General features: G+C 44.1%; 21 protein-coding genes. 7 read left to right on the top strand and 14 right to left on the bottom strand.

All coding sequences use genetic code 11. The features are described from left to right. Window positions 1-13 precede the first annotated feature (13 nt). From EAH55_RS12895 to EAH55_RS30875, 9 genes are all read right to left on the bottom strand, one after another. A complete protein-coding gene (locus EAH55_RS12895; RefSeq protein WP_121809955.1) occupies window positions 14-1,849 on the bottom strand; it encodes an arylsulfatase in 1,836 nt (611 codons plus the stop codon). An 11-nt stretch (window positions 1,850-1,860) separates the two neighbouring features. Next, window positions 1,861-2,337 carry a hypothetical protein gene (locus EAH55_RS12890; protein ID WP_121809954.1) on the bottom strand — a complete coding sequence of 159 codons (477 nt, stop codon included), beginning with the start codon at window positions 2,335-2,337 and terminating at the stop codon, window positions 1,861-1,863. 183 nt (window positions 2,338-2,520) lie between these two features. After that, complete coding sequence (locus EAH55_RS12885) at window positions 2,521-4,077, bottom strand: RagB/SusD family nutrient uptake outer membrane protein (RefSeq protein ID WP_121809953.1); 1,557 nt, start codon at window positions 4,075-4,077, stop codon at window positions 2,521-2,523. A 24-nt stretch (window positions 4,078-4,101) separates the two neighbouring features. Beyond that, complete coding sequence (locus EAH55_RS12880; protein ID WP_121809952.1) at window positions 4,102-7,191, bottom strand: SusC/RagA family TonB-linked outer membrane protein; 3,090 nt, start codon at window positions 7,189-7,191, stop codon at window positions 4,102-4,104. Continuing rightward, the gene (locus EAH55_RS30880) at window positions 7,188-7,364 is read right to left on the bottom strand and encodes a hypothetical protein (RefSeq protein WP_154402336.1); all 177 of its coding nucleotides are present in this window, start codon (window positions 7,362-7,364) and stop codon (window positions 7,188-7,190) included. Before EAH55_RS30880 ends, EAH55_RS12880 begins: the two co-directional genes overlap by 4 nt. A 194-nt stretch (window positions 7,365-7,558) precedes the next feature. Further along, complete coding sequence (locus tag EAH55_RS12875) at window positions 7,559-8,701, bottom strand: formylglycine-generating enzyme family protein (protein ID WP_121809951.1); 1,143 nt, start codon at window positions 8,699-8,701, stop codon at window positions 7,559-7,561. Further along, window positions 8,701-9,666, bottom strand: coding sequence for a sterol desaturase family protein (locus EAH55_RS12870; RefSeq protein ID WP_121809950.1), 966 nt, complete (start codon window positions 9,664-9,666; stop codon window positions 8,701-8,703). The genes EAH55_RS12875 and EAH55_RS12870 overlap by 1 nt, the downstream gene beginning before the upstream one ends. Further along, window positions 9,659-9,856, bottom strand: coding sequence for a hypothetical protein (locus EAH55_RS12865; RefSeq protein ID WP_112574246.1), 198 nt, complete (start codon window positions 9,854-9,856; stop codon window positions 9,659-9,661). Before EAH55_RS12865 ends, EAH55_RS12870 begins: the two co-directional genes overlap by 8 nt. Then, window positions 9,853-10,026, bottom strand: coding sequence for a hypothetical protein (locus tag EAH55_RS30875; RefSeq protein ID WP_162996779.1), 174 nt, complete (start codon window positions 10,024-10,026; stop codon window positions 9,853-9,855). The genes EAH55_RS12865 and EAH55_RS30875 overlap by 4 nt, the downstream gene beginning before the upstream one ends. 466 nt (window positions 10,027-10,492) lie before the next feature. On the opposite strand from EAH55_RS30875, the gene EAH55_RS12860 reads away from it, so the two are divergent. After that, entirely contained in the window at window positions 10,493-11,104 is a 612-nt protein-coding gene (locus EAH55_RS12860) for a hypothetical protein (RefSeq protein WP_121809949.1), read from the top strand. A gap of 102 nt (window positions 11,105-11,206) precedes the next feature. Here EAH55_RS12860 and xth read toward each other — a convergent pair whose 3' ends face one another. Further along, on the bottom strand, window positions 11,207-11,989 hold the full coding sequence (gene xth, locus EAH55_RS12855; RefSeq protein WP_114937356.1) for an exodeoxyribonuclease III: 783 nt from the start codon (window positions 11,987-11,989) through the stop codon (window positions 11,207-11,209). Window positions 11,990-12,099: 110 nt separating this feature from the next. Continuing rightward, window positions 12,100-12,291 (bottom strand): hypothetical protein, encoded by a 192-nt coding sequence (locus EAH55_RS30870; RefSeq protein WP_162996852.1) that lies wholly within the window; start codon window positions 12,289-12,291, stop codon window positions 12,100-12,102. A gap of 123 nt (window positions 12,292-12,414) precedes the next feature. On the opposite strand from EAH55_RS30870, the gene EAH55_RS12850 reads away from it, so the two are divergent. The 6 genes from EAH55_RS12850 to EAH55_RS12825 are packed head-to-tail and all read left to right on the top strand — an operon-like array spanning window position 12,415 to window position 19,736. Further along, window positions 12,415-13,263: an ABC transporter ATP-binding protein gene (locus tag EAH55_RS12850; RefSeq protein WP_121809948.1), complete on the top strand. Its 849-nt coding sequence runs from the start codon at window positions 12,415-12,417 to the stop codon at window positions 13,261-13,263. Beyond that, on the top strand, window positions 13,256-14,026 hold the full coding sequence (locus EAH55_RS12845; protein ID WP_121809947.1) for a hypothetical protein: 771 nt from the start codon (window positions 13,256-13,258) through the stop codon (window positions 14,024-14,026). The genes EAH55_RS12850 and EAH55_RS12845 overlap by 8 nt, the downstream gene beginning before the upstream one ends. A gap of 12 nt (window positions 14,027-14,038) precedes the next feature. After that, complete coding sequence (locus EAH55_RS12840; protein ID WP_121809946.1) at window positions 14,039-14,446, top strand: GntR family transcriptional regulator; 408 nt, start codon at window positions 14,039-14,041, stop codon at window positions 14,444-14,446. Further along, window positions 14,430-15,170 carry a hypothetical protein gene (locus tag EAH55_RS12835; RefSeq protein ID WP_121809945.1) on the top strand — a complete coding sequence of 247 codons (741 nt, stop codon included), beginning with the start codon at window positions 14,430-14,432 and terminating at the stop codon, window positions 15,168-15,170. The genes EAH55_RS12840 and EAH55_RS12835 overlap by 17 nt, the downstream gene beginning before the upstream one ends. Before the next feature lie 17 nt (window positions 15,171-15,187). After that, complete coding sequence (locus EAH55_RS12830; protein WP_121809944.1) at window positions 15,188-16,075, top strand: ABC transporter ATP-binding protein; 888 nt, start codon at window positions 15,188-15,190, stop codon at window positions 16,073-16,075. Window positions 16,076-16,097: 22 nt separating this feature from the next. Next, window positions 16,098-19,736 carry an ABC transporter permease/M1 family aminopeptidase gene (locus EAH55_RS12825; protein WP_121809943.1) on the top strand — a complete coding sequence of 1,213 codons (3,639 nt, stop codon included), beginning with the start codon at window positions 16,098-16,100 and terminating at the stop codon, window positions 19,734-19,736. A gap of 200 nt (window positions 19,737-19,936) precedes the next feature. Here EAH55_RS12825 and EAH55_RS12820 read toward each other — a convergent pair whose 3' ends face one another. The 3 genes from EAH55_RS12820 to EAH55_RS12810 all read right to left on the bottom strand — a co-directional run bounded on the left by EAH55_RS12820 (window position 19,937) and on the right by EAH55_RS12810 (window position 26,631). Further along, window positions 19,937-21,565 (bottom strand): alpha-L-fucosidase, encoded by a 1,629-nt coding sequence (locus tag EAH55_RS12820; protein ID WP_121809942.1) that lies wholly within the window; start codon window positions 21,563-21,565, stop codon window positions 19,937-19,939. Between the two features lie 74 nt (window positions 21,566-21,639). Next, complete coding sequence (locus EAH55_RS12815) at window positions 21,640-23,172, bottom strand: SusD/RagB family nutrient-binding outer membrane lipoprotein (protein WP_121809941.1); 1,533 nt, start codon at window positions 23,170-23,172, stop codon at window positions 21,640-21,642. Between the two features lie 18 nt (window positions 23,173-23,190). Then, window positions 23,191-26,631, bottom strand: a complete 3,441-nt coding sequence (locus EAH55_RS12810; protein ID WP_121809940.1) for a SusC/RagA family TonB-linked outer membrane protein — start codon at window positions 26,629-26,631, stop codon at window positions 23,191-23,193. Window positions 26,632-26,639 lie beyond the last annotated feature (8 nt).

The following is a 26,639-nucleotide window of genomic DNA, read 5'->3' as shown; positions in this document are numbered from 1 at the left end:
AATGGTTAATTGGTTACTTTTTATAGTTTTTGTGGATACGCTGGTGATACACATCATACCAGTCGATAAATGGATATAGATTGTTTTTTTGCGCCTGCGCTTCAAAAACAGCTTTAAGCTCCTTTAATTTTTCAGGATATTTTTTGGCGAGATCAATGCGCTCGTTAAAATCTTCGTTAAGGTTATAGAGTTCCCAGGTATCCTCATCAAAGCTTTTATCAGGTACGTTTTGGCCCACCTTGAAATCGCCCAATTCTACGTTATCCGGGTGATGCGCGGCTTCTGCCTTCCAGCCATCGCTATAAATCGACCTCGAACCAAAAATGTAATAGTGTTGCAAAACATGCTTTGATTTTGCCTCGGGATGGTCAAACGAATACACCAATGAAGTGCCCTGCAAGGTATCCTGTTTAATCCCCCTGATATATTCGGGCAGTTTAATACCGGTGTACTCAAGCGTAGTAGGCAATACATCAATCACATGGCCGTACTGGGTACGGATAGTCCCCTTATCTTTGATGCCTTTTGGGTAATAAACAATCAATGGGTTACGCGTACCACCTTCAGAGTTAGCATCCTGTTTCCAGTATTTGAACGGCGTATTGGCAGCCTGTGCCCAGCCCAGCGGGTAGTTGGTACTTGCTTGCGGCGTGCCGATATCTGTGATATCCTCAATATTGGTTTTCAGGTAAGCATCTTCTGCAACCAATTTGGGTGAGTTCTTTTTAGGGTTGATAACACCATGAACCGTACCTTCTTTACTGGCCCCATTATCGCCAATGATCACAAATACCAGCGTATTATCAAGCTGACCGCTTTGTTTAAGGTGATTGATAAGCCTGCCAACCTCATGATCGGTATAGGTTAAATATCCGGCATAAACTTCCATGAAACGGGCATACAGTTTTTTCTCGGCGTCGGGCAGTGATTTCCAGGCGGGGATCCGTGTGTTACGCTCAGGCAATTTTGCGTAGGCTGGGATAATACCTAACTTTTTTTGCCTTGCGATAACCTTTTCCCTGAAATCGTCCCAACCGCTGTCAAACTGACCTTTGTATAAATCGCTCCATTCGGTAGCTACCTGGTGAGGTGAGTGGGTAGCACCCGGCGCATAGTATAAAAAGAACGGTTTATCAGGCGCTACTTTATGCTGGCGTGTAAGGTAAAAGATAGCTTTATCGGTGATCTGGTCGGTAAGGTGGCGGCCATCTGGTGTTACGTGGGCATTGTCCTCCACAAGGTCGGGCTTGTACTGATCGGTTGCCGATCCTAAAAACCCGAAAAAATGATCAAAGCCCTTACCCGTAGGCCAGCGGTCAAATGGACCTGCATCGGTGGCATCCTCATCCGGCGTTAAACCGTATTTACCTACCGCAAAGGTGTTATAACCATTCTCGCGTAATACCTCGGCTATAGTTCCCTTATCAGATGGGATACGCCCGTCATATCCGGGGAAACCGGCCGACATGCTCACGTGCGAAAACCCACCTTCGTGAACGTAATGATGGTTACGCCCGGTTAATAAGGCCGAACGAGTTGGCGCACAAATACCCGCCGTGTGGAAATTGGTGTAACGCAGGCCGTTATTGGCCAGCGTATCAAAATTAGGAGTTTTGATGATGCCGCCGAAGGTGCTTGTAGCGCCAAAGCCTACGTCATCTAAAATGATCCACAATACGTTTGGTGCACCGGCGGGCGCTTTATGAGGCTCGGGCCACCACTCCTTCGACTCATCAAGCGTTTTACCCACCGTGCCACCAAATGCCGGTGCCTGTCCGTTTTGTGCTTTGGCTGTAAATGCTGCAAGCAAGCCAAGCGACAGGACTAATGTTATTTTCTTTGCTCTCATTGGTAAATAATTTATTCGGCGTAACTGGAGCGGAATTTCACGCCCCAGCGGCCATTTTCTTTGGTTAAAATGTATAATGATTCATAATGTCCTATCAGGCTGCCATCTGCCCGGAAGCGAGAAAAACGGGTATCAACATGCACCTTATCTGCCGATGCCTGTACAATGTTGCGACGATCCCACTGGCTGTGGTCCCAGCCAGCCTTTTGCAATTCGCCGAATACTCTGGCCGAATCCCGCAGACCGGCCTTTTCTAGCACCGACATCTTACCACCGGCCAGCCTGTAATGCGGAAACTGGTAAGTATCCTCCCATCCTTTCAGGTCTTTGGCATTGAAAGTGGCCATGTATTCGTCAAGCACCTGCAATACAGCCGCACTCACCCGTGGATCGATACCATGCGAGCCATTTTCTGTGGCGGCAGTTTGGGCCGATATCTTACTGATTAAGGCGACCAGGATGAGCAGGAACATTGCTATCTTTTTCATAATTTATCGGTTTTAAATTTCTTGCTCCCCTCTTGAGAGGGGGCGCGAAGACCTTGCGTTGGGAGGGGTGTGTTGTACGAGCGATAAGCCGCGTGTAGAATAACACACCCCTCCCCCCTCTCAAGAGGGGAACCGCACAGGCCATTGCCCGTATTCTTTTTAAAAGCTATTTCTATTACTTGTTTACTGCCAACCAGGGTTTTGGGTCAGCTTACCGTTACTATTATCAATTTCCTGCTGCGGTATCGGGAACAGGTAAAACTTGCCCTTGGCCCCTTTGCTCACGTTAGTTTTACCCACTTTAAGCAAGCTCGCTTCCAGGATACCATTACCTGAAGCATCCCGCTCGCGGATCAAATCAAACCAACGTTGATATTCAAACACAAACTCCAGCCTGCGCTCCAGGTAAACCGCGTCACGGAATGATGCCTGGTCAAGCCCGGCAAGATCATCAAGCCCTGCACGCCTCCTTACCCTGTTAACAGAGACATAGGCTTTGGCTGTAGGGCCGTTCAGCTCATTCTCCGCTTCGGCATGGATCAGCAGCACTTCCGAAAAACGAATGATGGGTACGTTTGCTCCTGATTCGGCCTCATTAGCGGCAACACTCGGATCGTAGTATTTATTAAAGAAAGGGATTGAATCATTAGCGATTGTAGCATCATTCAGCTTACCATACCACAGGTTGGTTGTAGGGCTTTGAAAACGGGTTACAAAGCTTACCCGCTTGCGCTTGTCATTGGCCGGGTACAGCTTATAAATACTGAAAAACTTATCTACACCGTTTGGCTTGGTAGCATCAGGCACCGAATAAAACACCACCTGATCGGCATAACTGCCCACCATACCGGGGATGCCGTTCAGTATTGATCGTGGCGCCTGGTTGTTACCCTGCCCCTGCGAATTTGATTTAAACTGCGCCGAAAAAATATGTTCTTTACCATTTTCAGATGCAGGCAAAAATACATCAGCATAGTTAGCAAACAGATCGTACCCATAGGGGCCGTTGATCACCGCCTCGGCTTGCGCCACAGCTTTATCCCACTTACGCTCAGTAAGGTAAACTTTAGCCAGTAAGGAATATGCCGCTCCGGCTGTAGCCCTGCCTACATCAGCACCGGTATAGTTATTAGGCAAATCAGTTGCAGCACTGGTTAAATCGGTTTCTATCTGCGTGTAAACTGTTGCCGCGGCTGTTCTTGGCACTTGCAGATCAGACAGGTTGATAGACGTTTGATCGTGAAGCACAAGCGGTACATCGCCATACAAACGCACCAGGTTAAAGTAGTAAAGCGCCCTTAAAAACTTGGCTTCGGCTACCAATCGCTTATTTAAGGTAGCATCAAACTTAATATCAGGAATGGTATCAATGGCGATATTGGCTTTTTTTATGGCTGCGTAATGTTGCTGCCAGATCTGCAAAATGCGCAAACCGGTTGCTGAATGCCCCAATACCGCCTGTGAGCGTACGTCAGCGTTGGTAGCGCCGGGGCCCGGACCTTCATCATCAGCCATAAAATTCATGCCCGTGTTAAAAAGTGTATTATATGGTGTTTGCACTGAATTAGCACCTGCATTGAGCAGGGAATAAGCCGCCGTAACAGCAGATACCGCGTCGGCCTGGGTTTTGTAAAACTGGCTCGCCGGAATGAACGACCGTGGATCTTCATTGAGTTTGGCACACGAGGCGGCACCAAAAGCAATCAACAAAACCAGGTATTTAATATTTTTCGTTTTCATGTTAAAAAAATCAAAGGTTATCGGCTACAGGGTTACGCCTATACCCACAATAAATGATTTGTTATTAGGATATGCTCCGTTATCAACTCCCGATGTAATGGCCGATTGCTCGTTACTGCTCACCTCCGGATCATAGCCGGTGTATTTAGTCCAGGTAGCAAGGTTTTGCGCATTTACATAAACCCTAACCTTTTTAATTGGCGACCGTGACAGCACAGATTGCGGGAAAGTGTAACCTAAGCTCAGGCTTTTGAGGCGCAGGTACGAACCGTTTTCGACAAACCTGTCGGATATGGTAGGTGCCGGATCCTGGTACGCGCTGTGCACATCGGTATTGGTGTTGGTTGGTGTCCAACGGTTAAGCAAAGTAGTGGTAGCATTGGTATAACCTGTGCCCAACTCCAGTACAGCTCTTTGCTGGTTGTAGATCTTATTACCATAAGAGCCTTGCAGGAATACGCTCAGATCAATGCCCTTGTATGAAAAGGTGTTGGTGATACCGCCGGTAAATTTAGGCTGCGAATTACCAAGGATCACCCTATCGGCAGCCTGTGTAATTTTACCGTCGCCATTGATATCCTGGTAGTTTTGGCCACCGGGTTGGGTATTAGCTGCCGGGGTAAGTACCGGGCCGCCAGCCTGTATAAGCCCATTGGTTTTATAACCGATGAATGAACCTATAGGCTCGCCAACTTTAATAATAGATGGTAGTGACGAATCGGGAATGAACTGGTTAACGCCGTTACCGCCAAGGCTTAATACTTTGTTACGGTTTACAGCAAAAACCAGGTTGGTATTCCAAACAAAACCGCCTGTAAGGTTGCGTGAATTAATACCAATCTCAAAGCCTTTGTTTTGCACCGATCCTACGTTTTCATACTGCTGTGGATTGGTGATTGCGGTGTTGGTAATGATAGTTAAACCGCTTGTGGCCGGTAGCGGCAGGTAAAGTAACAGGTTGGTAGTTTTCTTATAATAAATATCTGCTGTAATACTGATCCTGTCTTTAAACAAGCCCAAATCAAAACCAAAATCATACTGACTTGTCTTTTCCCAGGTTAGGTTAGGGTTATAAAGACTGTTTGGCGCAAAACCGGCAACTGTTGAGTTACCAAAATTGTAGCGATAGTAGCCTAATTGCGAATAAGACTGATAAGCCGGGATATCGCTGTTACCGGTTTGTCCGGCGCTCAGGCGTAATTTTAACTGGCTGATAGCGGTTACATTTTTCAGAAAATCTTCGCTCGAGGCGTTCCAGGCCACTGCTGCCGAAGGGAATGAAGCCCATTGATGACCGGGAGCAAATTTTGATGAACCATCGGCCCGTAGAGTTAAGGTTAACAGGTATTTGCTGTTAAAGCCGTAGTTTATCCTGCCCAAATATGATTTTAACGCCCATATATTTGATGACGAAGATGGCGCTATGGCAAAACCACTGCCTGATATAGAAGTAACGCTCCCGGAACCCAGGTTATTAAAAGTATCGTAATCGCTCACGAAACCTGACGAACCGTTGATAGAGCCCTCGGCCTTAAACTGCTGCTGGGTAAAACCTGCCAGTACATTTAATGAGTGCTTGCCAAACTTTTTATTGTAGGTAAGCGTGTTTTCATTAAGCCAGTTAAAGGAGTTAAGCGTACCTACTTCGCCAAGACCCGAGTAGCCCGAACCTTCATACACTGTAGAAGGCAGGTAGCGGTTTTGTTTATTGTCGATGATATCGATACCGGCCAATACCCTTGCGGTAAGGTTTTCGGAGATCTTGTAATCACCTGCAATGTTACCCAAAATACGGCTTGTGGTAGTTGTGTTGGTTTGATTATACAGCGTATTAATAGGGTTGCCATACGTACCCTCAAATATATTTTTCACAAAGAACGAGCCATCACTATTATAAACCGGGGTGGTCGGTGTCATCAATAAGATGGCGGGTACCACACCTTGAGGCGCTATCTGTGCGGTAGTGCGGCTACCTGTAATAAATGACGAGATCTTGAACTTATCGTTATAATCATGCTCCACATTTACACGACCGGCATAGCGCTCAAAATTGGTATTTTGCAGAATACCGTCCTGTTTAAAATAGTTACCGGAAAACGCCAGTCGGGTACGCTCTGTGCCTGAAAATATAGAAAGGCTATGATTTTGCGAAGTTCCCTTGCGGAAGGCGGCATCCTGCCAGTCGGTATTGGCATTGTAAGGATTAAGCTGGGCTTCGGTTTGGGCTGTTTTACCACTGTTCACCAAAGCATCGTTACGTAACGCCTCCCATTGCGGGGTGTTAAGCAATGATAAGGTTTTGATCACCTCTTGTTTTCCATAACTGCCGTCATAATTGATAGATGAAACACCTGCTTTGCCTTTTTTAGTAGTAATGATGATTACGCCGTTTGCACCACGCGTACCATAAATTGCCGTAGCCGATGCATCTTTTAACACTTCGATACTTTCAATATCCGAAGTATTGATAGAAGCCAGCGGGTTGATCTTAGGCCCATTGGTTACCCCCGCATCCGTAAGCGAATTGCTGTTTGAAGTCGGGAAACCATCTATCACATACAATGGCTCGGCAACAGCGTTAATTGAGTTTACACCGCGCACCTGCACAGTTACGCCTGCGCCGGGTTGTCCTGTTGCCTGTGTTACCTGGATGCCCGAAACAGAGCCCTGCAAAGCCCTGTCGAGCGAGGGAACCGGTTGCTTTAATGCAAGCGCGGGTACAGATGCCACCGAACCGGTAATATCTTTACGTTTCTGTGTACCGTAGCCCACTACAACTACCTGGTTGAGTTGTGTCTGGGCATCTTTCAGTTTAATTTCAACCGGGCTGCCATCGGCTATAAACTCCTTTTTTTCGTATCCGGTGAAGGTGATGATGAGCTTATACGGAAACTTCTGACCGGTAACAAAACTGAATTTACCTTCAATATCCGTTGAAACTACGTGTGTAGTGCCTTGAATTTTAACCACAGCGCCAGGCAATGGCTCGCGGGTTGCGCTATCTATTACACGCCCAACCAAATGTGAATTGATGGTAGGCTGGGTTTGCTGCGCGATTATCAACAGTGGAAACCCGATAAGCAACAGGAATGGGATTAATAAAAGTTTTTTCATGTCGACGGGTTTTTAAATGATGAAAAACCGGACGACTGATCAGCAACCGCGTTAAACGGCATATACAATTGCTGCGGATGAAAAGCATCCTCAATTATTTGCAGCGTAAATGATGCTGCCGGCAAGGTAAAGGGCAAAACATAGCCCCTCGCCTCGTTTGCAATATTTTGCATAGATTTGAATAGTTAAAATGACACCATTGAAACAGGCTCAACGCCAATCGATCCCTGTTTCGTTGTTTTAATGACCGGGGAAAAGCATCGCTTTTCCCTTATTTGTTTATGTACCTGTTATGATTATTTCATAGTCCTTTCTTTATTATGCCCGTTTTGGCAGGCGGATCAATTACTTAATTCGGGGTATTATTTTAGTTGCTCACACAGCGGAAACCAAGGTGCTCCATCCCGCTGTCTTCAGTAGTTTTCATGCGGCGGGATACACGGTATCCGGAACAATAACTATCGTTACACAAAAATGATCCTCCGCGCACTACCCGTTTTATAGCATAAGGCTCATCGGGATCATATGATTTTGAGGCTCCTTTAGGATTTTTAATCCCTGCCGGGCTGTTTACCGTTTTATAATAGTTGTTGTTATATAAGTCGGCACACCACTCCCACACATTACCGGCCATGTCATATAAACCATATCCGTTGGGCGCAAATGAACTCACCGGTGCTAAATAATAATAATGATCGCGCTGGGTGTTTTTATAGGGAAAACTTCCCTCCCAGGTATTTGCTTTCGGCTGGCCTTCATTCACTTTTTCGTTGCCCCAGGGATAGATCTTATCTTCCAATCCTCCCCTTGCGGCCCGCTCCCATTCGGCTTCGGTTGGCAAACGTTTACCGGCCCATTTGCTGTAAGCTACGGCATCGAACCAAGAAACCTGCACCACCGGATAATTATCTTTACCCTTGATGTCGCTGCCCGGCCCGTGTGGGTGTTTCCAGTTAGCTCCCGTTTTCCATTCCCACCACTGGCTGTAATCGTTCAGATTAACCTGGTGATCTGCCGGTACAAACACCAATGATGCCGGTACCAATAAACTATCAGCAGGTTTTTCGGTGCCTGGGGGCATTTGCTTTTTGAGCTCGTTCCAGTCAGGTTTGCGTTCGGCAGTGGTGATATAACCTGTGGCCTTTACAAATTTTCCGAACTGGGCATTGGTAACCTCGGTTTTATCTATCCAGAAACCATCTACGGTTACATCGTGCTTAGGATATTCATCAGGTTCAGCCTGTTGGTTATCCGCTCCCATTCTAAAAGTTCCGGCCGGTACCCATACCATCCCCGCATGGTTGGCATGGGTATTACCGGTATCAGGTAAACTAAGCGCCGCACCGCTTAGTCCTGCCGCTTTAAACCTGTTGGGAATATTCGATTCGCAGCAAAGTTTCTTTTTAGTACCGGGAACCGTGGCTACCGCAATACTCGCCACAGGTTTCGCCGGTTGTTTGCATGAAAAAAGCCATACGGTACTAAAAAGTATAAGTACAATCTTTTTCATTACGCTTTTACAGGCTGTAGTTGAAATGTCGCGTCAACCTGTTCAGCGTCAGGCTGAGCAGCAATATCAGGCCTATATAATTGATGCGGCTGCAATGGTACATCGTCTTTAACCATTGGACCGTCGGCAGCAAGCTCGCTACCAGGCACTTTTGATTTAAATAAAGGCCAGGCCAGTTGCGCATACCATTGATCACCTTCGTAATGTGAAATACCGTAAGCTTTAGGGTACTGGCGCGAGATATGGGCAGTACCGAAAATAATATCCCACCAAAAGAACATATTGCCAAAGTTGCCTTTATAATAGCCTACCCCATCATCGGTAGTGGCCGCATGATGCGCATGATGCGTAGCAGGAGTTGATATGGTACGCTCCAGGATCCAGGCCAGCGGGTGTAATATTTTATACTGATAAAATGGCTTATCCCACGGAATACTTGAATGCGCCAATGTGGTAATGGTTCCTTTAATACCTTTTACTACAATAGCTGGAATGCCCAAACCAAGATAAACCAAGGCCGCGGTTAAATATGTTTGCGAAAAGAACAATGTGTAAATGATATTTTGCCTGCTGGCCATGGCCATGCCCATATAAGATGCTGAATGGTGCGTACGGTGAAAACGCCATAACCATGGCACCTGGTGGTGCAGACGGTGATACCAGTACTGGGTCAAATCGTCGGCCACTGCTATAATGGCGCATCCCCATAAAAATGGTACCCAATCAAATGTGTTTTTTAAAGTTGGTAATATGGCAGGTAAAACCAACAGGCTATAGTAGGCAACCAGCGGTTTCACCACCAGTTTAGGGATGGTAAAGCAGGCTATATCCACCCACTTTTCATTTGTATTCCAGCGTTTTTTGTACAAGCCGAACGAAAATTCGAGCACGCCTAATACCAATACCAAAACGGAAAAACCATAGCCGTTAAGGTTTTCTATTATTTGTTTTATCTGGTTAATCATTGTCTTGTGAGTTTGAAGTTTTAGTTTTTACTGTGTTTTCTTGTTTGTGCTGATGCCGTTTCTTTTCCCAGGGGCGTTCGCCGGTGATGGCAAAAGTGGCAAACATGAGCACTATTGGTAATATGTACAGCAGCAGGCTCAGCAACGCGTTTTTTGCTATCTGTACTTTAGTTGCCTGCTCTAATTTCATGACGTGATATTGTTTTGAGGTTGAACAATTTGCGCTGTTTTAGCAGGGCTTTTTTCCAATAGCTTACGGCCCAGCCACAGCCCACCGAAAATGATGATAAAAGGTATGAGGGTTACTATAACACCTACCAACACCTTTTTCCCAATCAGGGAAACGTCGTTAATGGTCATAATGAACTTATTAAGTGATTAAATATGCAGGCAGTGCATAGCAATCCGCACAAAGCAGCAATGCCCGTTAAAAAATGATTGAATAAAAAGTAGGGATACCGTATGTATTTACACGGTTGTAGAGAAGGGAAAACCCTTGTATGCCATTAACAGCAACAACAAGAAAAAGAAAAAGCAGCAGTGTTTAACTGATAATTAGCAAGGCCGTATTTAAGTAAAAGTTCGGGTTGCATGGTGGGTGCTTTTAAATGATTTGATTATTGTGATTTATTTTCAGAGGCAAATGTATAAAAAGATTTCACAAATACTACTAATTCTATAGAATTTATATAAATAAATTCATTTTTTATTAAAACAGGCTCTTTTCAACGGTTACAGGCAGGTAAAAATGGAGAAATCGCCACATCACATTCCTTTTTCGAGCCTAAATTTGCAATTCCGCATAAAAGCGTACATTCATATCATTATGGATATAACTACCCTAATTGTCATTACCATTATTGTTTTCATCATCGCATTTTCGGCTTTTAGGTTGTTTGATGTTAAAAAGAAAAAGCAGAAACTTGAACTGGAACGATCTGCCAGGATTTTACCGCTATATAAAAAAGCGGAACCCCCCGTTGGCTTAACTGCCGAAGATGTGCTGCCCTTTGCTCAAAACCTGCTCACCCGTTATGATACCTTTTTGTATTTAAGGGAGCTTGACCAACTAAATCTGTTCCCACAAGAATACTATACAATTGTTAAAGGGGCCGAAAGTTCGCTGGCCCAGTGGCTGGAGTTCCCTACCGAGTTGGATGCCTCCCCTGATGAAATAGAACATGTTAAACGGGTTACTATTGATCTTAACGGCAGGAACAATTACATACACTATGAGGTGTTTAAGTTCCGGGTAACCCCGCCTCACCAGGCTGCCGAAAGCGGATGGATACTGGGCGTTGTAGGGCCGTTTTTTGACGACAGCAAACCTTATGATTTTCCTGCCGCAACTTTTAGCAGGGTAAGCAGCACTATAGATAAAGTTACGCCCGAAGAAGAAGTCAAATGGGTACACGAAAATATCGCCATGCGGAGGTAGATGATGATCTCAACACCAGTTATTCTAAGCGTTAGTGAACGCGCTTCTTTACCCAGACTTACGAAGTTTTAAGAACTTCGTAAGTCTTCAGGGCTCTTAAACTCATTCAGCATCCTTCAGTTCAATCCATACCGGTGCGTGATCACTTGTTTTTTCCCAGCCGCGTACATCACGGTTTACACCGGCAGCTACAAGCCTTTTATCCAGGTGAGGACTTAGTAAAAAATGATCAATGCGTAAACCGGCGTTACGGCCGTAAGCATCGCGAAAATAATCGAAGAAGGTATAAATTACCTCGGTAGGATATAGTTTACGGATGGCATCAGTCCAGCCCTGCTCTACCAACGTTTTAAATGCTTCACGGGTTTCCGGGCGAAAGAGCGCGTCATTTACCCAACGTTCTGGTTTGTAAGCATCAAGTTCTGTTGGCATTACGTTATAGTCGCCTGTTAATACCACAGGTTTATCCGCAGCCAGTAAACCGGCCGCATGGGTTTTAAGGCGTTCAAACCAACCCAATTTATAATCAAACTTAGGTCCGGGAGCTGGGTTGCCGTTAGGCAGGTACAGGCAACCAATGGTAATGCCATCAACAATAGCTTCAATATAACGGCTATGTTCATCGGTAGGGTCGCCGGGGAGTGCCCTGCATACCTCGGTAATTTGCTTATCCTTTTTTGCCAGTATAGCTACACCGTTCCAGCTTTTTTGCCCATGCCAGATGGCTTTATAACCGGCATCAAGAACAGCTTGTTCCGGAAAGTTTTCCTGTGGCGCTTTAAGTTCCTGCAAACAGGCAACATCCGGAGCGGTTTCTTGTAACCAGCGGAGCAAAACCGGCAAACGGCCATTTACCCCATTTACGTTATAGGTAGCTATTTTCATGACGCAATTTAAGGAGTTTAGGCTATATCATGTGCGTTGCAAAATATAAAAAGCGCTGCCACCCATGGCAAATGCTTGATTGCAATGACAATAAACAATATCAGGTTCCCTTATTTTTCAAACTCATCCGGATCTACTTCGGGCCGTTCTGGGTCAGGATCAGGAATTTCGTTCGGAATATTTTCGGGCGCTTCTTCGGGCATTTCCGGTTCTCCAGGATCCGTAGGCTGCCTGATCTCCGGACGTTCCGGATTTACCGGCATTTCATCCGGTTCGTTTGGCATGGTTTTCTTCTTCGACATATCTTATTAACTGCTAAGCATATAATTGGTTTTCAGAAAGATTTTTATCTGATAAAATACCTCTTGCATTTTAAAAATGTTTATTTACATTTGCAGTGTACTACCACACTAATACACTAAACCATGATTCAAATCAATAATTTGAATTTCAGCTACAACAGCAAGAAGCCCTTGTTTAAAAATCTAAACCTTTCATTAAAGGCGGGCCATATCTACGGTTTGTTGGGTAAAAACGGCGCCGGGAAATCAACCTTATTGAAAAATATTGCAGGTTTAGCTTTTCCGCAATCGGGCAAATGTCTTATAGACGGAACGGAAAGCTCAAAGCGGCTGGTATCTACTTTACAAAATCTTTATTTTATTGCCGAGGAGGTTTACGTACCTGCTTTAACGCCCGGGCAGTTTTTAGAGAGGACCGCCGGCTTCTACCCCGCTTTCAGTATTACCGACTTTTATAGCTACCTGAAAATACTGGACATTGACCCCGATTTGTTAATGACCAAAATGTCATACGGGCAGCAAAAAAAGATGATCATCGCTTTCGGGCTTGCTACCAATACCGGTGTACTCATACTTGATGAACCTACTAATGGCCTTGACATCCCATCAAAAGTGCAGTTCCGGAAATTGATTGCCTCGGTTTTAAATGAAGAACGCTGCATTATTATTTCAACTCACCAGGTAAGGGATTTAGATAGCCTTATTGATACCGTGTTGATTTTGGAGGACCACCGCATCGTAATTGAGAACTCAATAGATGAACTTACCGAAAAGCTGTTCTTCGGTGTTTTTAAAGACCTTACCGGAATGAATGTGCTGTATGAAGAAGATACCCTCATGGGTAAATACGCTATTGTAGAAAATACCGCCGGCAAGTTCGGAAAAATGGATCTCGAACTATTATTTAACGCTGCCACAACCAATAGCAGTAAATTATTAAACGTATTAAAACCAGCCACCCTCCATGAATAATTACTTTAGTCTAAAGCGCTTCTGGCAGTTGTTTATAAAACATACCGTTGAACACTACCGCGCCTATTTAATGTCGGCCTCGGTTTTGGCAGGTGTATTTTTGCTTGGCGGCTCGTTTATATTTTACATGATTCCTGGCCCAGTAGATGCCGGCTTTCAAATGGCATTATTCGGCGTACTCATGATCATAGCCGGGCCATTATTTACAAGCACTGTTTTTACTGATCTGGGCGATAAACGCAGGGCAATTCCAATATTAACCCTCCCCGCATCTCAACTCGAGAAGTTTATGGTTAGCTGGATTTATTCGTACTGTATATTTCTTTTGGTTTACACAGGCGTTTTTTACCTGGTATTATTTATACTTATAAATCTCAAGCCCTGGCCCGGGCATCAAATGGAAATACTCTCCCTGTTTCAGGATAAGTTTGTATTGGTAATGATGTTGTTTTCATTCCTGCATTCGGTCACGATATATGGCGCAATCCGTTTCGAAAAATTACACTTTATAAAAATAGGTTTTAGCTTTTTCATTTTTTATGCTCTGCTAATCCTTGTGAATTCGGTATTTGTGAGGTTTATCATTGGCAGGCCAATCAAGCCGGTAATGCCTTTTGCATTTCTGAATTTTGAGGATGGGGTAAACTTTTACTCCGTTGGTTTAAATGCACAGCAATCTGCCTGGGTTTTTATTGTGGTTCCCCTTATATCATTGCTGTTCTGGGTAGCGGCATATTTTAAATTCAAGGAGCAACAGGCTTAAAAAAAGACGATAATGGAATTTAAAGATAATGAAGCGATATACCTCCAGATAGCGGCTTTTGTAAGCGATCAGATCCTGATGGGCAAATGGCCCGCCGGACAAAAGATTCCATCGGTACGTGATATGGCCGTTGAACTGGAAGTGAACCCCAATACGGTCATGCGATCATACGAGTTTTTACAAGGGCTCGGCATTATTTACAACAAACGCGGCCTGGGCTTATTTGTAGCCGACGACGGTTTTGATAAGGTAAAAGCCTATCGCAAAGAAAACTTTGTACGTCAAAACCTGCCCGAACTTTTTAAAAACATGTACCTGTTAGGTATATCAATAGATGAAATCAGCCTGCAATATCAAAACTTTCAGGCGCAACAAAAAGATGAACTAAAACAGGCCAGCAACGATGAAAACAAGCAATAAATTTTTACTTACCGCGGTGTTATTACTGATAATTTCTATAGGTATATATGATCTTCAGCTGAAAGCGGAATATTTGAAAGGCGAGTATAAAAACCCCTACAACGGTTTTAGCAACCTAAATTTCAGGAATTTCAAGGTTGTTAAACTCGGTTCATCAACAGCAATTAATATTATGCTTGTAAAGGGCCCATTCAAAGTGCTTGCCGAACCTCAGGCTGTTGTGGAGTTCATGAAAATTGAGCAACGGCATGATTCGCTCTTTATAAGTGCCGCGTTTAAAGATAACTTTCATAACGTACAAGCTCCAAACGTTTTGTACATATCTCTTCCACAACTGGATGCATTTTATGCTGATGCAAAATACAAAGCTGGCAATACTCAAATTACCGACACCACGGCCGCACAAGACTTCAACTGGCGTGCTACTACTATCAGTGGTTTCAGTGGGGATAAACTCAATATTTACCAAGACCATGCCTCTACCATATTATTAAAAAACAACAAGTTTAATACACTAAATGCCATTATTGGTACAAGTGATCAAAGCGCGTCAAACCTATCCATTGAAACAGGCAACCAATTCGGAAAAACCAACCTCGATATCCGGAACAAAAGCCGCTTATGGATCAAGGACGACAGCCTCAGCAATATAAACTACAAACTTGCCGACAGCGCCAAACTTATCCTGAACGGCAATACAAGACAAATCCGCAACAACAAATAACCAAAACTTAGCAAATCATGAAATTAGTAATCAACTCGCTATCTAAAACATATGCCAACGGCGTACATGCTTTAAAAGATGTTTCGCTTACCCTTAGTAATGGGATGTTTGGCTTGCTTGGCCCAAATGGCGCCGGAAAATCATCACTAATGCGCACCATAGCTACCCTGCAGGAAGCTGATAAAGGCAGCATTTTTTTAGATGACCTGGATGTATTGAAAAACAAAACCGAAGTTCGTCAGCTGCTTGGGTACCTGCCCCAGGAGTTTGGTGTGTACCCCAAAATATCGGCCGAACGCATGCTTGACCATATTGCACAGTTGAAGGGCGTTGGCAATAATGCCGAGCGCAAAGACCTGGTACTACAACTGTTAGAAAGCGTGAACCTTTATAAAGACCGAAAAAAACACCTCGGCACCTACTCCGGCGGTATGAAACAGCGTTTTGGGATAGCACAGGCATTAATTGGCAACCCCAAACTCATTATTGTTGACGAACCAACCGCAGGCCTTGACCCTGCTGAGCGAAATCGGTTTTACAACCTGCTAAGTCGTTTAGGTGAAAACACCATTGTGATCCTCTCCACCCATATTGTTGAGGATGTAAGCACACTCTGCGCCAATTTCGCTATTATTTGCCAAGGCGAGGTGCTATATGCCGGCGACCCGGAAACCGCAGTAAATGAGCTAAACGGAAAAATCTACAGTAAGGTGATCACACAATCCGAACTGGGCTTTTATAAAGATGATTACCAGGTGATATCAACGCAGCTTAAAACCGGCAAACTTCACATCCGCGTTATCAGCGAAGCCGAACCCGACAACGGTTTTATCAGCAGCACCCCCAACCTGGAAGATGTATACTTCAGCAACATCGCTACACGAATAGATGTAGACACCATTTAAAACCACTATAAACCAATAGTTTATGTTTCTTAAAATATTTCTGTTCGAGATCCAGAATCGGGTCCGCAGGCCAGCCGTTTACCTGTATTTTTTGGCAGCACTCATATTTACGGTGTTTACATTTTCAACAGGCTCATTACCTTTGGGCGAAAAAGAGCACATTAACGCACCTTATGTGCTTGCCTTATGGTGCTCCGGCATCACCATGATGATCACGCTCGTAAGTTCCTCCATCATGGGGACCGCGCTATACCGCGATATTGAGTATAACACAAAAGATTATTACTTAACCTACCCTATCACAAAAACCGGTTATTTCTGGGGCCGTTACCTGGGTTCATTTGTTTTCATGATCGGCATAGCAACGGCAGTTATTATAGGCGCATTTATTGGCACCAAGCTTGGGCCTGCTATGGGGTGGACAGATGCCAAACAATACGGCCCCAATAACCTCATTTATTACCTGCACCCGTTTTTTACTATCGGGTTGCCTAATGTTTTATTCACTTCTTCGTTGTTTTTTGGCCTTGTGGCGCTCACCCGCAACGTAAAAGTGATTTATTTTGGCGGCATCCTACTGTTCTTGTTTTACTTTATCGCGCTATTTTTCCTTAACCACGTTAACAATCCAACAGTTATCAACCTCAGCGATCCCTTTGGGCTTAACGGCATCAGGATGCAAACAAACAATTCAAGCGCTCTTGAACAAAACACCACCTTATTTCCGGTAACCGGTACGTTTATGCTCAACCGTATATTGTGGGGAGGTATAGGGATAGTTGTTGTACTTTTCACCTATTTCCGGTTCAGTTTTGAGCGTTTCTTTAGCGGCCGGCGCGATAAAGCGGCTATTGACGAAGTGGGTGTTAAACCCAAGACCGCCATTACTATCAAACCTGCAGTTAGCTTTACCGGCAAATACAACAGGATCACTTTGCGTAACCTGATAAAGGTTGAACTATTGAACATTATCCGCGATAACTATTTCTGGATCATATTGCTGAGCGGCACTTTGTTTCTTGGTTTTGTACTCTGGCTTGGCAATAACATGTATGGCGTACCCGATTTTCCACGTACGGTTACCCTCCTGGCAATTTTTAATGATGCCTTTCCCTTTTTCATTTTCTTTATCATCATGTTTTATACCGGCGAAACCCTGCACCGCGACAGGGCTACCCGCTATGCATTTATCAATGACTCGCTCCCGCCCCCAAACTGGGTACTGAATGGCTCAAAGCTTATCACCTTATTGCTTATTGGCACCGGGCTATCTTTTATACCAATCATAACCGGCATTATTGTTCAATTATTAAAAGGCTATTATACCTTCAATTTGCCTGCCTATTTCATCTATATCGGTTACATACTACTGCCTTCGCTGCTGGAGATGGTTGTTTTTTGCTATGTAATGCACGTTATCATACATAACAAATTCGCGGCACATGGTATAGGCGTTTTTTTATGGGTGATAGTTTTCTTTTTGCGCAAAACAGGCATTTTTGATTATAACTTGTTGCTGTATTCATATACGCCATCTTCAGGTATATCTGACATGACAGGCATGGGCCATATGGCAACGCCCGTTAATTGGTTTAACCTGTATTGGTTACTATTTGCCGGATTGCTCATCATTGTTTCGGCATTGTTTTATTATCGTGGCGTAACCTCATCTTTTAAAGAACGGCTACGCTTATTTCCGCAGCGTTTTAATAAAAGCACGGCTTTGATCACCACGTTAGTAGCCATAGCATTTATAGCTGTTGGTGCATGGAACTATTACAACGTCAGCTTTTTAAACAGCTACCTCATCAAAAGCGAAAACACTGACAGGGCCGTGTTGTATGAAAAAACGCTGAAAAAATATGAGCGCCTGCCTCTTCCTAAAGTAACCAACATAAAAATGGAGGTAGAGCTTTATCCTGATAAACAGCAGGTATCTTCGCATGCATGGGTTACAATCACCAATAAAAACAAAGTTGCCATATCGCAAATGCTGCTGGATGGTGATGACCTTACCGCTTATTCGATTAAAAGCGGTGGAGTATCAGTCCCTTTTACAAATCCTCTGCTTTATCCCCGTGGGTTTTTCAACTGGTTCAGGCCGAAGGTTGATACCGCCGATTTTCGCTTATATCAGTTTACGAAACCATTGATGCCTGGCGATTCATTAACACTTGAAATTAATTCAGAAATAGTACCCAAAGGATTTACCAACGGCATGTATGCCGCGGCCCTCGTTAACAACGGCACATTTTTTAACGGAGGATTGCCTGGCCTGGGCTATGATGAAGATGACGAGTTAAGCAGTCCTTATGAACGCAAAAAAGCTGGGTTACCCGAAAAAAAGGAAGAAGAAATTCAGCAAAATAATCCTGTTGGTATCAACACCTTAAAAGCCGGCAGGGCAGCCGACCTGCTCAAGCTCGATATTACCATAGGTACTCTGGCCGATCAAACAGCTATTGCTCCCGGTAGGCTTGTAAAAAACTGGCAACAGAACGGTCGTAACTATTTTCACTACGTGCAGGATAAACCAGGCATGTATATGCCAATGGGTATCATATCCGAAAAACTGGCCGTAAATAAAGCAACCGTTCAGTTGGATCACAAAGTAAATATCGAGATTTACTATCATCCTGAACATAACACTAATATCGACAGGTACATCGCCGCGTATAAAGATGGTTTAACTTATTATAGCAAAATTTATGGCGATTATCCGTTTAACGATATCCGGCTGGTGGAAACATCTGTTTACGGCCCGCGGGATGCCTCTATGACAACGCTGAATACTTACGCCGAATACTTTGGATGGAATGCTGATTTCAGGGATCCTAACAGTTTTGATTATTGCTATGCCAATACTACAAGATTATTATCACAACAGTGGTGGCGTTTTCAGGTTGCCCCAAACAGTACTATAGGTAGCCTGGTAATACCAGAAGGGTTATCAAACTATGATCAACTGGTGATGGCCGAGCATAAATATGGCAAGGGTAACATGCGTTACACCGTGCTTGATCAGTTATGGTATTATCTGTTCATCAGGAGGCACCTTAATGAAAACGAGCATCCTTTAATAAAAGCCAATCAATGGTTTTTATGGGGAGGCAAAGCAAGCGTTGCCTTATATGGCCTGCGCGACCTGATTGGCGAAGACAGTCTGAACGTGGCGCTGCGCGAGTTTAAAAAGAACTATGCGTTTAAAACAGATGGCCCATTTGCCGGGGCCAACAATCTTTACCAATGTCTTCAAAAACATGTACCCGATTCGCTGCAATATTACCTTACAGATACCTGGCAAAAGATCACGCTGTATGATAATGGGGTAACCGAAGTAAGCAGTAAACCCACCGGTAATAAAAACGAATACAGGGTTACCTTCAAACTAAACATTGAAAAGGTATGGAAGGACGTCAAAAACATTGATATCCCGGCAGTAAACATGAACGATTATATTGATATCGGCATCTTTGGCAAGCAGGTTAAGGGTGCAAATAACCGAATGGTAAGCAACACCTTATATCTCAAAAAGTATAAACTGAAACACGGTCAACAACAATTCAGCATTGTGGTTAAAGGCCAGCCAGCTTCGGTAGGCGTTGACCCATTCAGTAAACTAATTGACAGAAACCCTAACGACAACATTAAAGACCTTTAAAAAAAGAGGCTGTATCACACAGCCTCTTTTAGTTTTATTCAGATACTTAACCGATATATAAATCTGGATTGAATCCACCAACAAAAGGGGGGTAACAGGGTTAACACAATTCGGGGTTAACATTTTTTAAAAATAACTAACAATCAGACAATTAAATATATTTAGTCGAAAAAATGTGTAACCCCCTTCTTATATAAATATTATGGCTTAAATAGTTTATTTTCCCCTTCAATTTCAACATTAGCCTGCTCAACTACCGCTTTGTATTCATAATCGGCTTTTAAAGGGAGTGTTGCTGCAAAAGTGCCATCGGCATTTATATTTACCCAGGCGCCCGGAGTCCATTTACCTGCATACAGTGTTTCAACCTGCCCATGATAAGGGCGATAATCAAACCGGGCCTTTTTTGCCGAGATGTTTTTATAATTCAACACTTTGCCTTTTAAGACGGCTCCGGCTTTCACTTTTAAACTTGCGCCGGTTTCAACTATGGCAGCTTCATTAAAAACCGGATTAACATTTTCTAATTTAATAACCACCGGGTTAGGCCAGCGATGATCGTCATAAATGCGTTGGGCCTTAACAACCGAAACTTCAAGCCCCTTATCGGTTTGTTTGTATCTGCAACTTACATCATCCGTTTTATATTCAATTACTTTACTATTTTGTCCCAATACACTCACCTGAGTTTTATCAGTGGCGATGGCAGAGCGGATCAGGAAAGTTTTCCGGGTCCCCTCCTTCCAATCGGCAGCATTGGTGACGATAGCGTAAAGCGTATGGCCATTTTTAGCGGTGAACCAAACGTCGCCTTCTTTACTTATTACCCAGCTTCGTACACTGTCAATACACTCGCGGTTAACAAAATACCATGCCGACATTTCGCGCAACCGTTCTTCCTGCTCAATGGGTAACGCACCATCGGGCTTAGGGCCTACGTTCAACAAAAGCGAACCACCCTTTGCCCTTGCTTCTATCAACAAACCTATCAATTGGCTACCCGATTTATACCTTTCATTAGTTGGCTGATATCCCCAGGCAGTACCCATGGTAATGCATGACAGCCATGGCTCATTGATCATGGCTCCCGGCATGATCTGCTCTGGAGTTTTAATAGCTCCACGGGTTATCAGCAAATCCGGCTGTAATTTCCAGCAGGTTTGTTTAACTACTTCTTTAGGATCGCCATCTATAAAAAGTACATCTATTTTACCGTAGTTAGTCATCAACTCCTCGCATTGTTTCCGGGTATAGTCGTCATATTCACGGCGGGTTTCCGCGTCCATCTTAACATCTGTACGGCTGATGGTAATATGATGATCTCGAAGAAAGTTAAAATCCTCCGGCGAAAAATAGAATCCAACCTGTAGGCCCGCTTCGCGTGTAGCATCAACGAACTCCTTTAAAAGGTCTTTTTTATACGGTGTATGAGTTATACTAAAATCTGTTGTTTTGGTATCCCACATACAAAAACCTGAGTGATGCTTAGTGGTAAAAACGATGTACTTCATCCCGGCCAGTTTAGCCAGGGTTGCTATCTGGTGCGGATCAAACTTTGAGGGATCAAAAGTTTTAGGCAAATCATTAAAATACCGGTTAACGTAATCATCACTTGCACCAACCAGCGAGTGACTGATCACCACCCCTAACTGGCTATCCATACTAAAATGGATAAACAAACCTAAACCCGTGTTTTTGAGCCACAGTTCACGTTCGGGTTTATTCAGGTTATAATTACTCGCGTTATCATCTTTAACCAAATCATTTTGTGCCGATGCGCTTTGAATACCGCAAAACAGCAGCAGGAAAAAAAAGTATTTCTTATACATTAAACATGGTTTAAAAAAATCAGGGAGAACCCCACGCTCTCCCTAAAACAACATCAACTAATCAAACTTCAACATTATTGTTTATCCCACCAGATCCTGGTTAAAAAATCATCGGGACCCTGGCGCGCGATTGCTGCCGCATATGATGCCGCGTTAAGGTTTTGCTCACCAACCGGGTACAACATTCTCCTGAATATTTTACCACCAGTAGCATTACCAACATAATTATTAGGCACCAGAGCCGGATAACCTGTACGCCTGTAGCTTGCAAAAACCTCCTGCGCATCAGGGAATATGCCAACCCAAAACTGGGTGTAGATCTGTTCCATTTTCTGATCAAGTGTACCACCTGTATTAAAAGGATGCGCGTTGATATACGAATTGATCTGCGCGGTGGTAATTGTGCCCGCACTGCCTGCAATAATACTCCATTGACGCATTGACGCGGCTATACCACTCTGGTACAATGATTCGGCAGTAGCGGCGGTATACCAGCCCCTTGCCGCGGCTTCAGATAAAAGGAAATAACTTTCGGCAGCGGTAAAAACCAATCTTGGAGAATTTAGCAATAATATGGTTTTAGGATTTGGTTCCGAATAGGTCACAAAATCAGCAGGCTTAGCGTTCAGACCAGATGACATGCCTTTCTGGATAGCGGAGGTAGTATCTGCCACACCGCCGTTCCATATAACAGATACCACTGCCAGACGAGGGTCTTTATTGGTTTTCAGATAGTTGATAAACACATCCTGGTATTTACCACCTTCGGTATTGGTAGAGCCGTTACCTGCTATATAATCGTTGTTGTAAAGATCAAGCGCTAAGGGGTTTTTGTTGATATCCTGTCCGGCGCCAACGTATGCTACTTTGGCCACATCGGCATCATCAAGAATAACGCCGCCGGCTATGGCTTTTGCAGCCCAGGTTTGTGCTTGTGCAATATCAACCTTAGTCATACGCATGGCACACCTGAGCATTAATGAGTAAGCAAATTTTTTCCATTTTACCGTATTACCGCCATAAATCAAATCGGATGCGCCAAAGGTAGTTTTAGTAGCATCAAGGCTCTGAGCTGCCTGGTCAAGCTCCTTCAATAAATCGGCATAAATATCTTTTTGGGCATCATAAGCAGGTTTATATACCGCCTGGTTATAACCCTGTGCGGCTTGTGAATAAGGGATATCGCCGTACAAATCAGTAAGACGGCTAAAGCAATACACTTTCCAGATCCGTGCTTCGGCCTGCAAATTCACCTGCGATGCATCGGTGCCAACGGCTTTCAATACTTCAACTAATTCATTGATCTCGTTGGGGTAAGCATTACTAAAAGCAGCTGCCGACTGTGGGCTCTGGCTCAAAACATATTTTGATCCGAAACCTGCTACATCGTTAAAACTGGTGGTGTATTGCATGGTTCCCAGCAAGAGGTCAAGCATGCGGGCGGTACCATCATACTGCGCTTTGGTAAAAATGTACTGTGGTACCGCTTTTGACGAAGCATCGGGGTTGACGTTAAGCGTATCGAAGTTTTTGGTACACGATTGTGTACCGATAATGCCAAGCATTACCAGTGAGCAATAAATATATTTGGTTAAATGTCTTTTCATCTTTTTCAATTTAAAGTATTAAAACTTAACAGCCAGGTTTACACCAAGTGAGCGTGTACGCGGCAAACCGATAGACTCGAATCCCTGCGCGTTACTGTTTGTAAAGCTTTGTTCCGGATCGAAGTTGTCTGTCTTTTTGTAGATAGTCCAAAGGTTCCGGGCAACGAATGAAATACTGGCCGATTGGATTTTAACTTTGTTTAAAAGGTTGGTTGGAAGAGCGTACGACAGGATAACCTGGCGGAGCTTAACAAAGCTGCCATCGTGCAAAAACAGGTCGGAGTATGTTTTATAGTTATCATAGTATGACCTTAAGCCGCTTACCGGCACCGTACGGGTATAAGGTGCACCTGTTTGATCAACACCATTCAACACCAGGCCATTTTCCCTGCCCGGCAATGTAGATTTCATTAACCCTAAACGAGTGGCGTAAACTTCCATTACCGAAAACACCTTGTTACCAAACTTACCATCAACCAGGAAGTTTAATGAGAAGCGCTTATACCTGAATTCGTTTGTTAAACCCATAGTAAGCGGGGCAACACTTTTACCGAGTTGCTGCAGCGGGGTTTGTACCGGCAAGCCTGTTGTGGCATTAAATACCACATTGCCTTGAGCATCCTTTTGCATGCGGGTACCAACCAGCATACCAAATGGTTTGCCTTCAATATTATCTAAAATACCCCAGTTACCTACCGAGGTAGCCAACTGAATGGTGTTAAGACCTGGTGCCAGTTTAACAACTTTATTATCATTGTAAGCCACGTTATAGCTTGTAGTCCAGGTGAAATTGGCTGTTTTTACAGGTGTGCCATTCAATAAAACCTCAATACCCTTATTGCTTACTTCGCCAACGTTCAGAATCACATTATTATAGCCCGATGTTGAAGAAATGGCCGTGTTTACGATATCGTTAGTTGTTTTACGATCATACAAGGTAACATCCAAACCTAAACGGTTCTTGAGCATCTGCAACTCAAAACCACCTTCAAACGTTGTTGAAGTGTAAGGCTTAAGGTTGCTGTTGGTGATGTTATTGCTTGTTACGTTTTGCAGCGGCTGTCCGGCGCTTGGCACGTTGCTGTAAGTAAGGTTGATAACATATGGATCGGGAGCACCGCCACCTACCTGCGCCCATGAACCGCGCAGTTTGGCCATGTTAAAAAACTCAGGAAGTTTAACAGCATCTGACAGGATAAAGCTGCCGCCAATACTTGGATAGAAAATGCTGTTACTTTTAGGACTAAGTGTCGAAAACCAATCTTTTCTGCCGGTGAACGACAGGAACACCAGGCTCTTGTAATCAAAATCGGCGGAGCCAAAAACCGAGTTGGTTACGATTTTGGCATTATACGGTGTTGTTGATGAAACAGCAAGGTTGGTAAAACTGTAAAAATAAGGGATAGTAAATTGCGAACCGCTAAACGTTAACTGGTTTGTTGTGTTTTTACGGCTGTTTACACCACCCAAAACACCCACGTTTAAATCGCTGATAATCTTAGTCCGGTAACTAACTGTAGCCAATTCGTTTGTTTCAGATACATCCGATTTGATACCGGCGTACTGACCATTGGGAGTATATAAGGTACCGGTTGGCAGTATGTTGGTGTAGTTGTAGTTAAAAAAGTCGCGGCTGATAGTTGCCTTAAAAGTAAGGTCTTTTATAGGCGAATAAATGATTGATCCCTGGCCTATAAAACGGTTCTTTACATCGTCCTCTTTATATTTATTGATCACAAAATATCCATTTGAGGCAATAGACGCATCATTCCATACCATCTCGTTACCCATGGCATCATACCCCGGTTTAAGCCAGCGAACATCGACCGTGTTGGCCACTTCAAGCGGTGTCCAGTTAGGGTTGCCCAACGCGTCGCCTGCGCCGGTACGGTTATGGCCTGTTTCAACGTTGTACTGGGCTAAGGCTTCAATTGAGAGCTTGTTGCTTAGCTTTCCGTTAAGTGCAAGGTTAAAGGTTTTCCGATCATAGGTGGTACCTGGCAAAATACCTTTACTGTTCAAATCAGCAGCCGAAAACCTATAGGTGAATGCTTCATTGCCACCTACAAATGCGAGGCTATTGGTATAAGTGCTACCTGTTTGGTAAAAGTTTTTAAGGTTGTTTTTCTGCGCTACATAAGGGTGTGCAAGCCCGTCGACAGCAACATAGTCGGTTGAGCCATCAATTTTCGCTCCCCATGAGCGTCTTCCGCTGGCTTGTGCGGCTGCCAGTGTGGTTGGTTTTACGCCACCGTCACCCTGTCCGTATTCATACTGATAATCAGGAAACACAGCAACATTATCATAGGTAGCTGTAGAGTTAAACTCAACCCCTACGCCTTTTTGGATGCGACCTTTTTTGGTGGTGATCAAAATAACACCATTTGCCGCCCTTGAACCGTAAAGCGCGGCAGCAGTACCACCTTTAAGCACGCTAATCGATTCAATATCATCAGGATTGATAGCTGCTATACCATCGCCACGGTCAACGTTGTTGGTGATACCGTTAACAGTTGCAGCACCACCCGGCACGCTGTTATCAATCGGCATACCGTTTACCACATACAAAGGCTGGTTGTCACCTGCAAGGCCGCCATTACCCCTGATCACCACGCGGCTTGATCCGCCGGGACCGGTTGATAAGCCAGCCGCATTAACACCAGCCACTTTACCGGTAAGCGCGTTGGCTACGTTATTTTCACGTGCCTGGGTAAATTCGGCACCCTTCACCTCGGTAACAGAATAGCCTAATGATTTTTTCTGCTTGCTGATACCAAGCGCGGTAACTACAACCTCATTAAGGGCTTTGTTATTTTGCGCGAGTTTAATTTGTAAAGGCGATGCAGGGTCGGTTACAGGCACTTCTTCCTGGTTATATCCTACATAGGCTACCACAAGGGTTAAAGGCTTACCCGCATACTTGTCTGGTATTATCAACTTAAAATTACCTGACAAATCGGTGGTTGCACCCACTTTATTATCCATTTTTAAGTAAACCGACGCGCCAATAACCGGCTGCCCATCGCCAGCATCAACAACTTTACCGGTTAATGTAACCGCTGCAACAGCCACATTAACATCCTTTACTGTAAAAATGGAAATCTGGTTATCATTTATCTTACGATAAGTTAGCTGGAAAGCAGATAACAATTGTTTTAAATTATCATCAAGTGTTAACTGGCTTATGTTGGTGGTTAAATTTACCGGTACAAACTTGTTATCAAGCAAACCTTCCTGGTAAGCTATCTGAACATTAAACTGTTTTTTCAAGTTATCGAGCGCGTCTTTCAGTAAAACCTTGCTTTCAACAGCCTGAGGTGCTGTATAACCGAAGCTTTTGGCGTGCACACGGTTGTTACTGGTTAATGCCATCTGGGCAAAACCGTAAACCGACTGGCCGAGCAAAACCATCAGGAAACAGCAACATCTAAAAAAATTTGATGAGTCGAGTTTTCGCATAAAATGTT

The sequence above is a fragment of the Mucilaginibacter kameinonensis genome (genome assembly GCF_003675385.1).
GTDB lineage: Bacteria > Bacteroidota > Bacteroidia > Sphingobacteriales > Sphingobacteriaceae > Mucilaginibacter > Mucilaginibacter kameinonensis.
The sequence above is the reverse complement of the archived record's forward strand: the minus strand, read 5'-3'. Positions and strand labels throughout refer to the sequence as shown.

Excerpts from the sequence above, each read along its gene's own strand:
- EAH55_RS30870 (WP_162996852.1), bottom strand. The coding sequence starts at position 12,291 with ATGTCGAAGAAGAAAACCATGCCAAACGAACCGGATGAAATGCCGGTA.
- EAH55_RS12840 (WP_121809946.1), top strand. The coding sequence starts at position 14,039 with ATGGAATTTAAAGATAATGAAGCGATATACCTCCAGATAGCGGCTTTT.
- EAH55_RS12895 (WP_121809955.1), bottom strand. The coding sequence starts at position 1,849 with ATGAGAGCAAAGAAAATAACATTAGTCCTGTCGCTTGGCTTGCTTGCA.
- EAH55_RS12820 (WP_121809942.1), bottom strand. The coding sequence starts at position 21,565 with ATGTATAAGAAATACTTTTTTTTCCTGCTGCTGTTTTGCGGTATTCAA.
- EAH55_RS12830 (WP_121809944.1), top strand. The coding sequence starts at position 15,188 with ATGAAATTAGTAATCAACTCGCTATCTAAAACATATGCCAACGGCGTA.
- EAH55_RS30880 (WP_154402336.1), bottom strand. The coding sequence starts at position 7,364 with ATGCAAAATATTGCAAACGAGGCGAGGGGCTATGTTTTGCCCTTTACC.
- EAH55_RS30875 (WP_162996779.1), bottom strand. The coding sequence starts at position 10,026 with ATGACCATTAACGACGTTTCCCTGATTGGGAAAAAGGTGTTGGTAGGT.
- EAH55_RS12860 (WP_121809949.1), top strand. The coding sequence starts at position 10,493 with ATGGATATAACTACCCTAATTGTCATTACCATTATTGTTTTCATCATC.
- EAH55_RS12845 (WP_121809947.1), top strand. The coding sequence starts at position 13,256 with ATGAATAATTACTTTAGTCTAAAGCGCTTCTGGCAGTTGTTTATAAAA.
- EAH55_RS12885 (WP_121809953.1), bottom strand. The coding sequence starts at position 4,077 with ATGAAAACGAAAAATATTAAATACCTGGTTTTGTTGATTGCTTTTGGT.
- EAH55_RS12810 (WP_121809940.1), bottom strand. The coding sequence starts at position 26,631 with ATGCGAAAACTCGACTCATCAAATTTTTTTAGATGTTGCTGTTTCCTG.
- EAH55_RS12865 (WP_112574246.1), bottom strand. The coding sequence starts at position 9,856 with ATGAAATTAGAGCAGGCAACTAAAGTACAGATAGCAAAAAACGCGTTG.
- EAH55_RS12870 (WP_121809950.1), bottom strand. The coding sequence starts at position 9,666 with ATGATTAACCAGATAAAACAAATAATAGAAAACCTTAACGGCTATGGT.
- EAH55_RS12890 (WP_121809954.1), bottom strand. The coding sequence starts at position 2,337 with ATGAAAAAGATAGCAATGTTCCTGCTCATCCTGGTCGCCTTAATCAGT.
- EAH55_RS12875 (WP_121809951.1), bottom strand. The coding sequence starts at position 8,701 with ATGAAAAAGATTGTACTTATACTTTTTAGTACCGTATGGCTTTTTTCA.
- EAH55_RS12835 (WP_121809945.1), top strand. The coding sequence starts at position 14,430 with ATGAAAACAAGCAATAAATTTTTACTTACCGCGGTGTTATTACTGATA.
- EAH55_RS12825 (WP_121809943.1), top strand. The coding sequence starts at position 16,098 with ATGTTTCTTAAAATATTTCTGTTCGAGATCCAGAATCGGGTCCGCAGG.
- xth (WP_114937356.1), bottom strand. The coding sequence starts at position 11,989 with ATGAAAATAGCTACCTATAACGTAAATGGGGTAAATGGCCGTTTGCCG.
- EAH55_RS12815 (WP_121809941.1), bottom strand. The coding sequence starts at position 23,172 with ATGAAAAGACATTTAACCAAATATATTTATTGCTCACTGGTAATGCTT.
- EAH55_RS12850 (WP_121809948.1), top strand. The coding sequence starts at position 12,415 with ATGATTCAAATCAATAATTTGAATTTCAGCTACAACAGCAAGAAGCCC.
- EAH55_RS12880 (WP_121809952.1), bottom strand. The coding sequence starts at position 7,191 with ATGAAAAAACTTTTATTAATCCCATTCCTGTTGCTTATCGGGTTTCCA.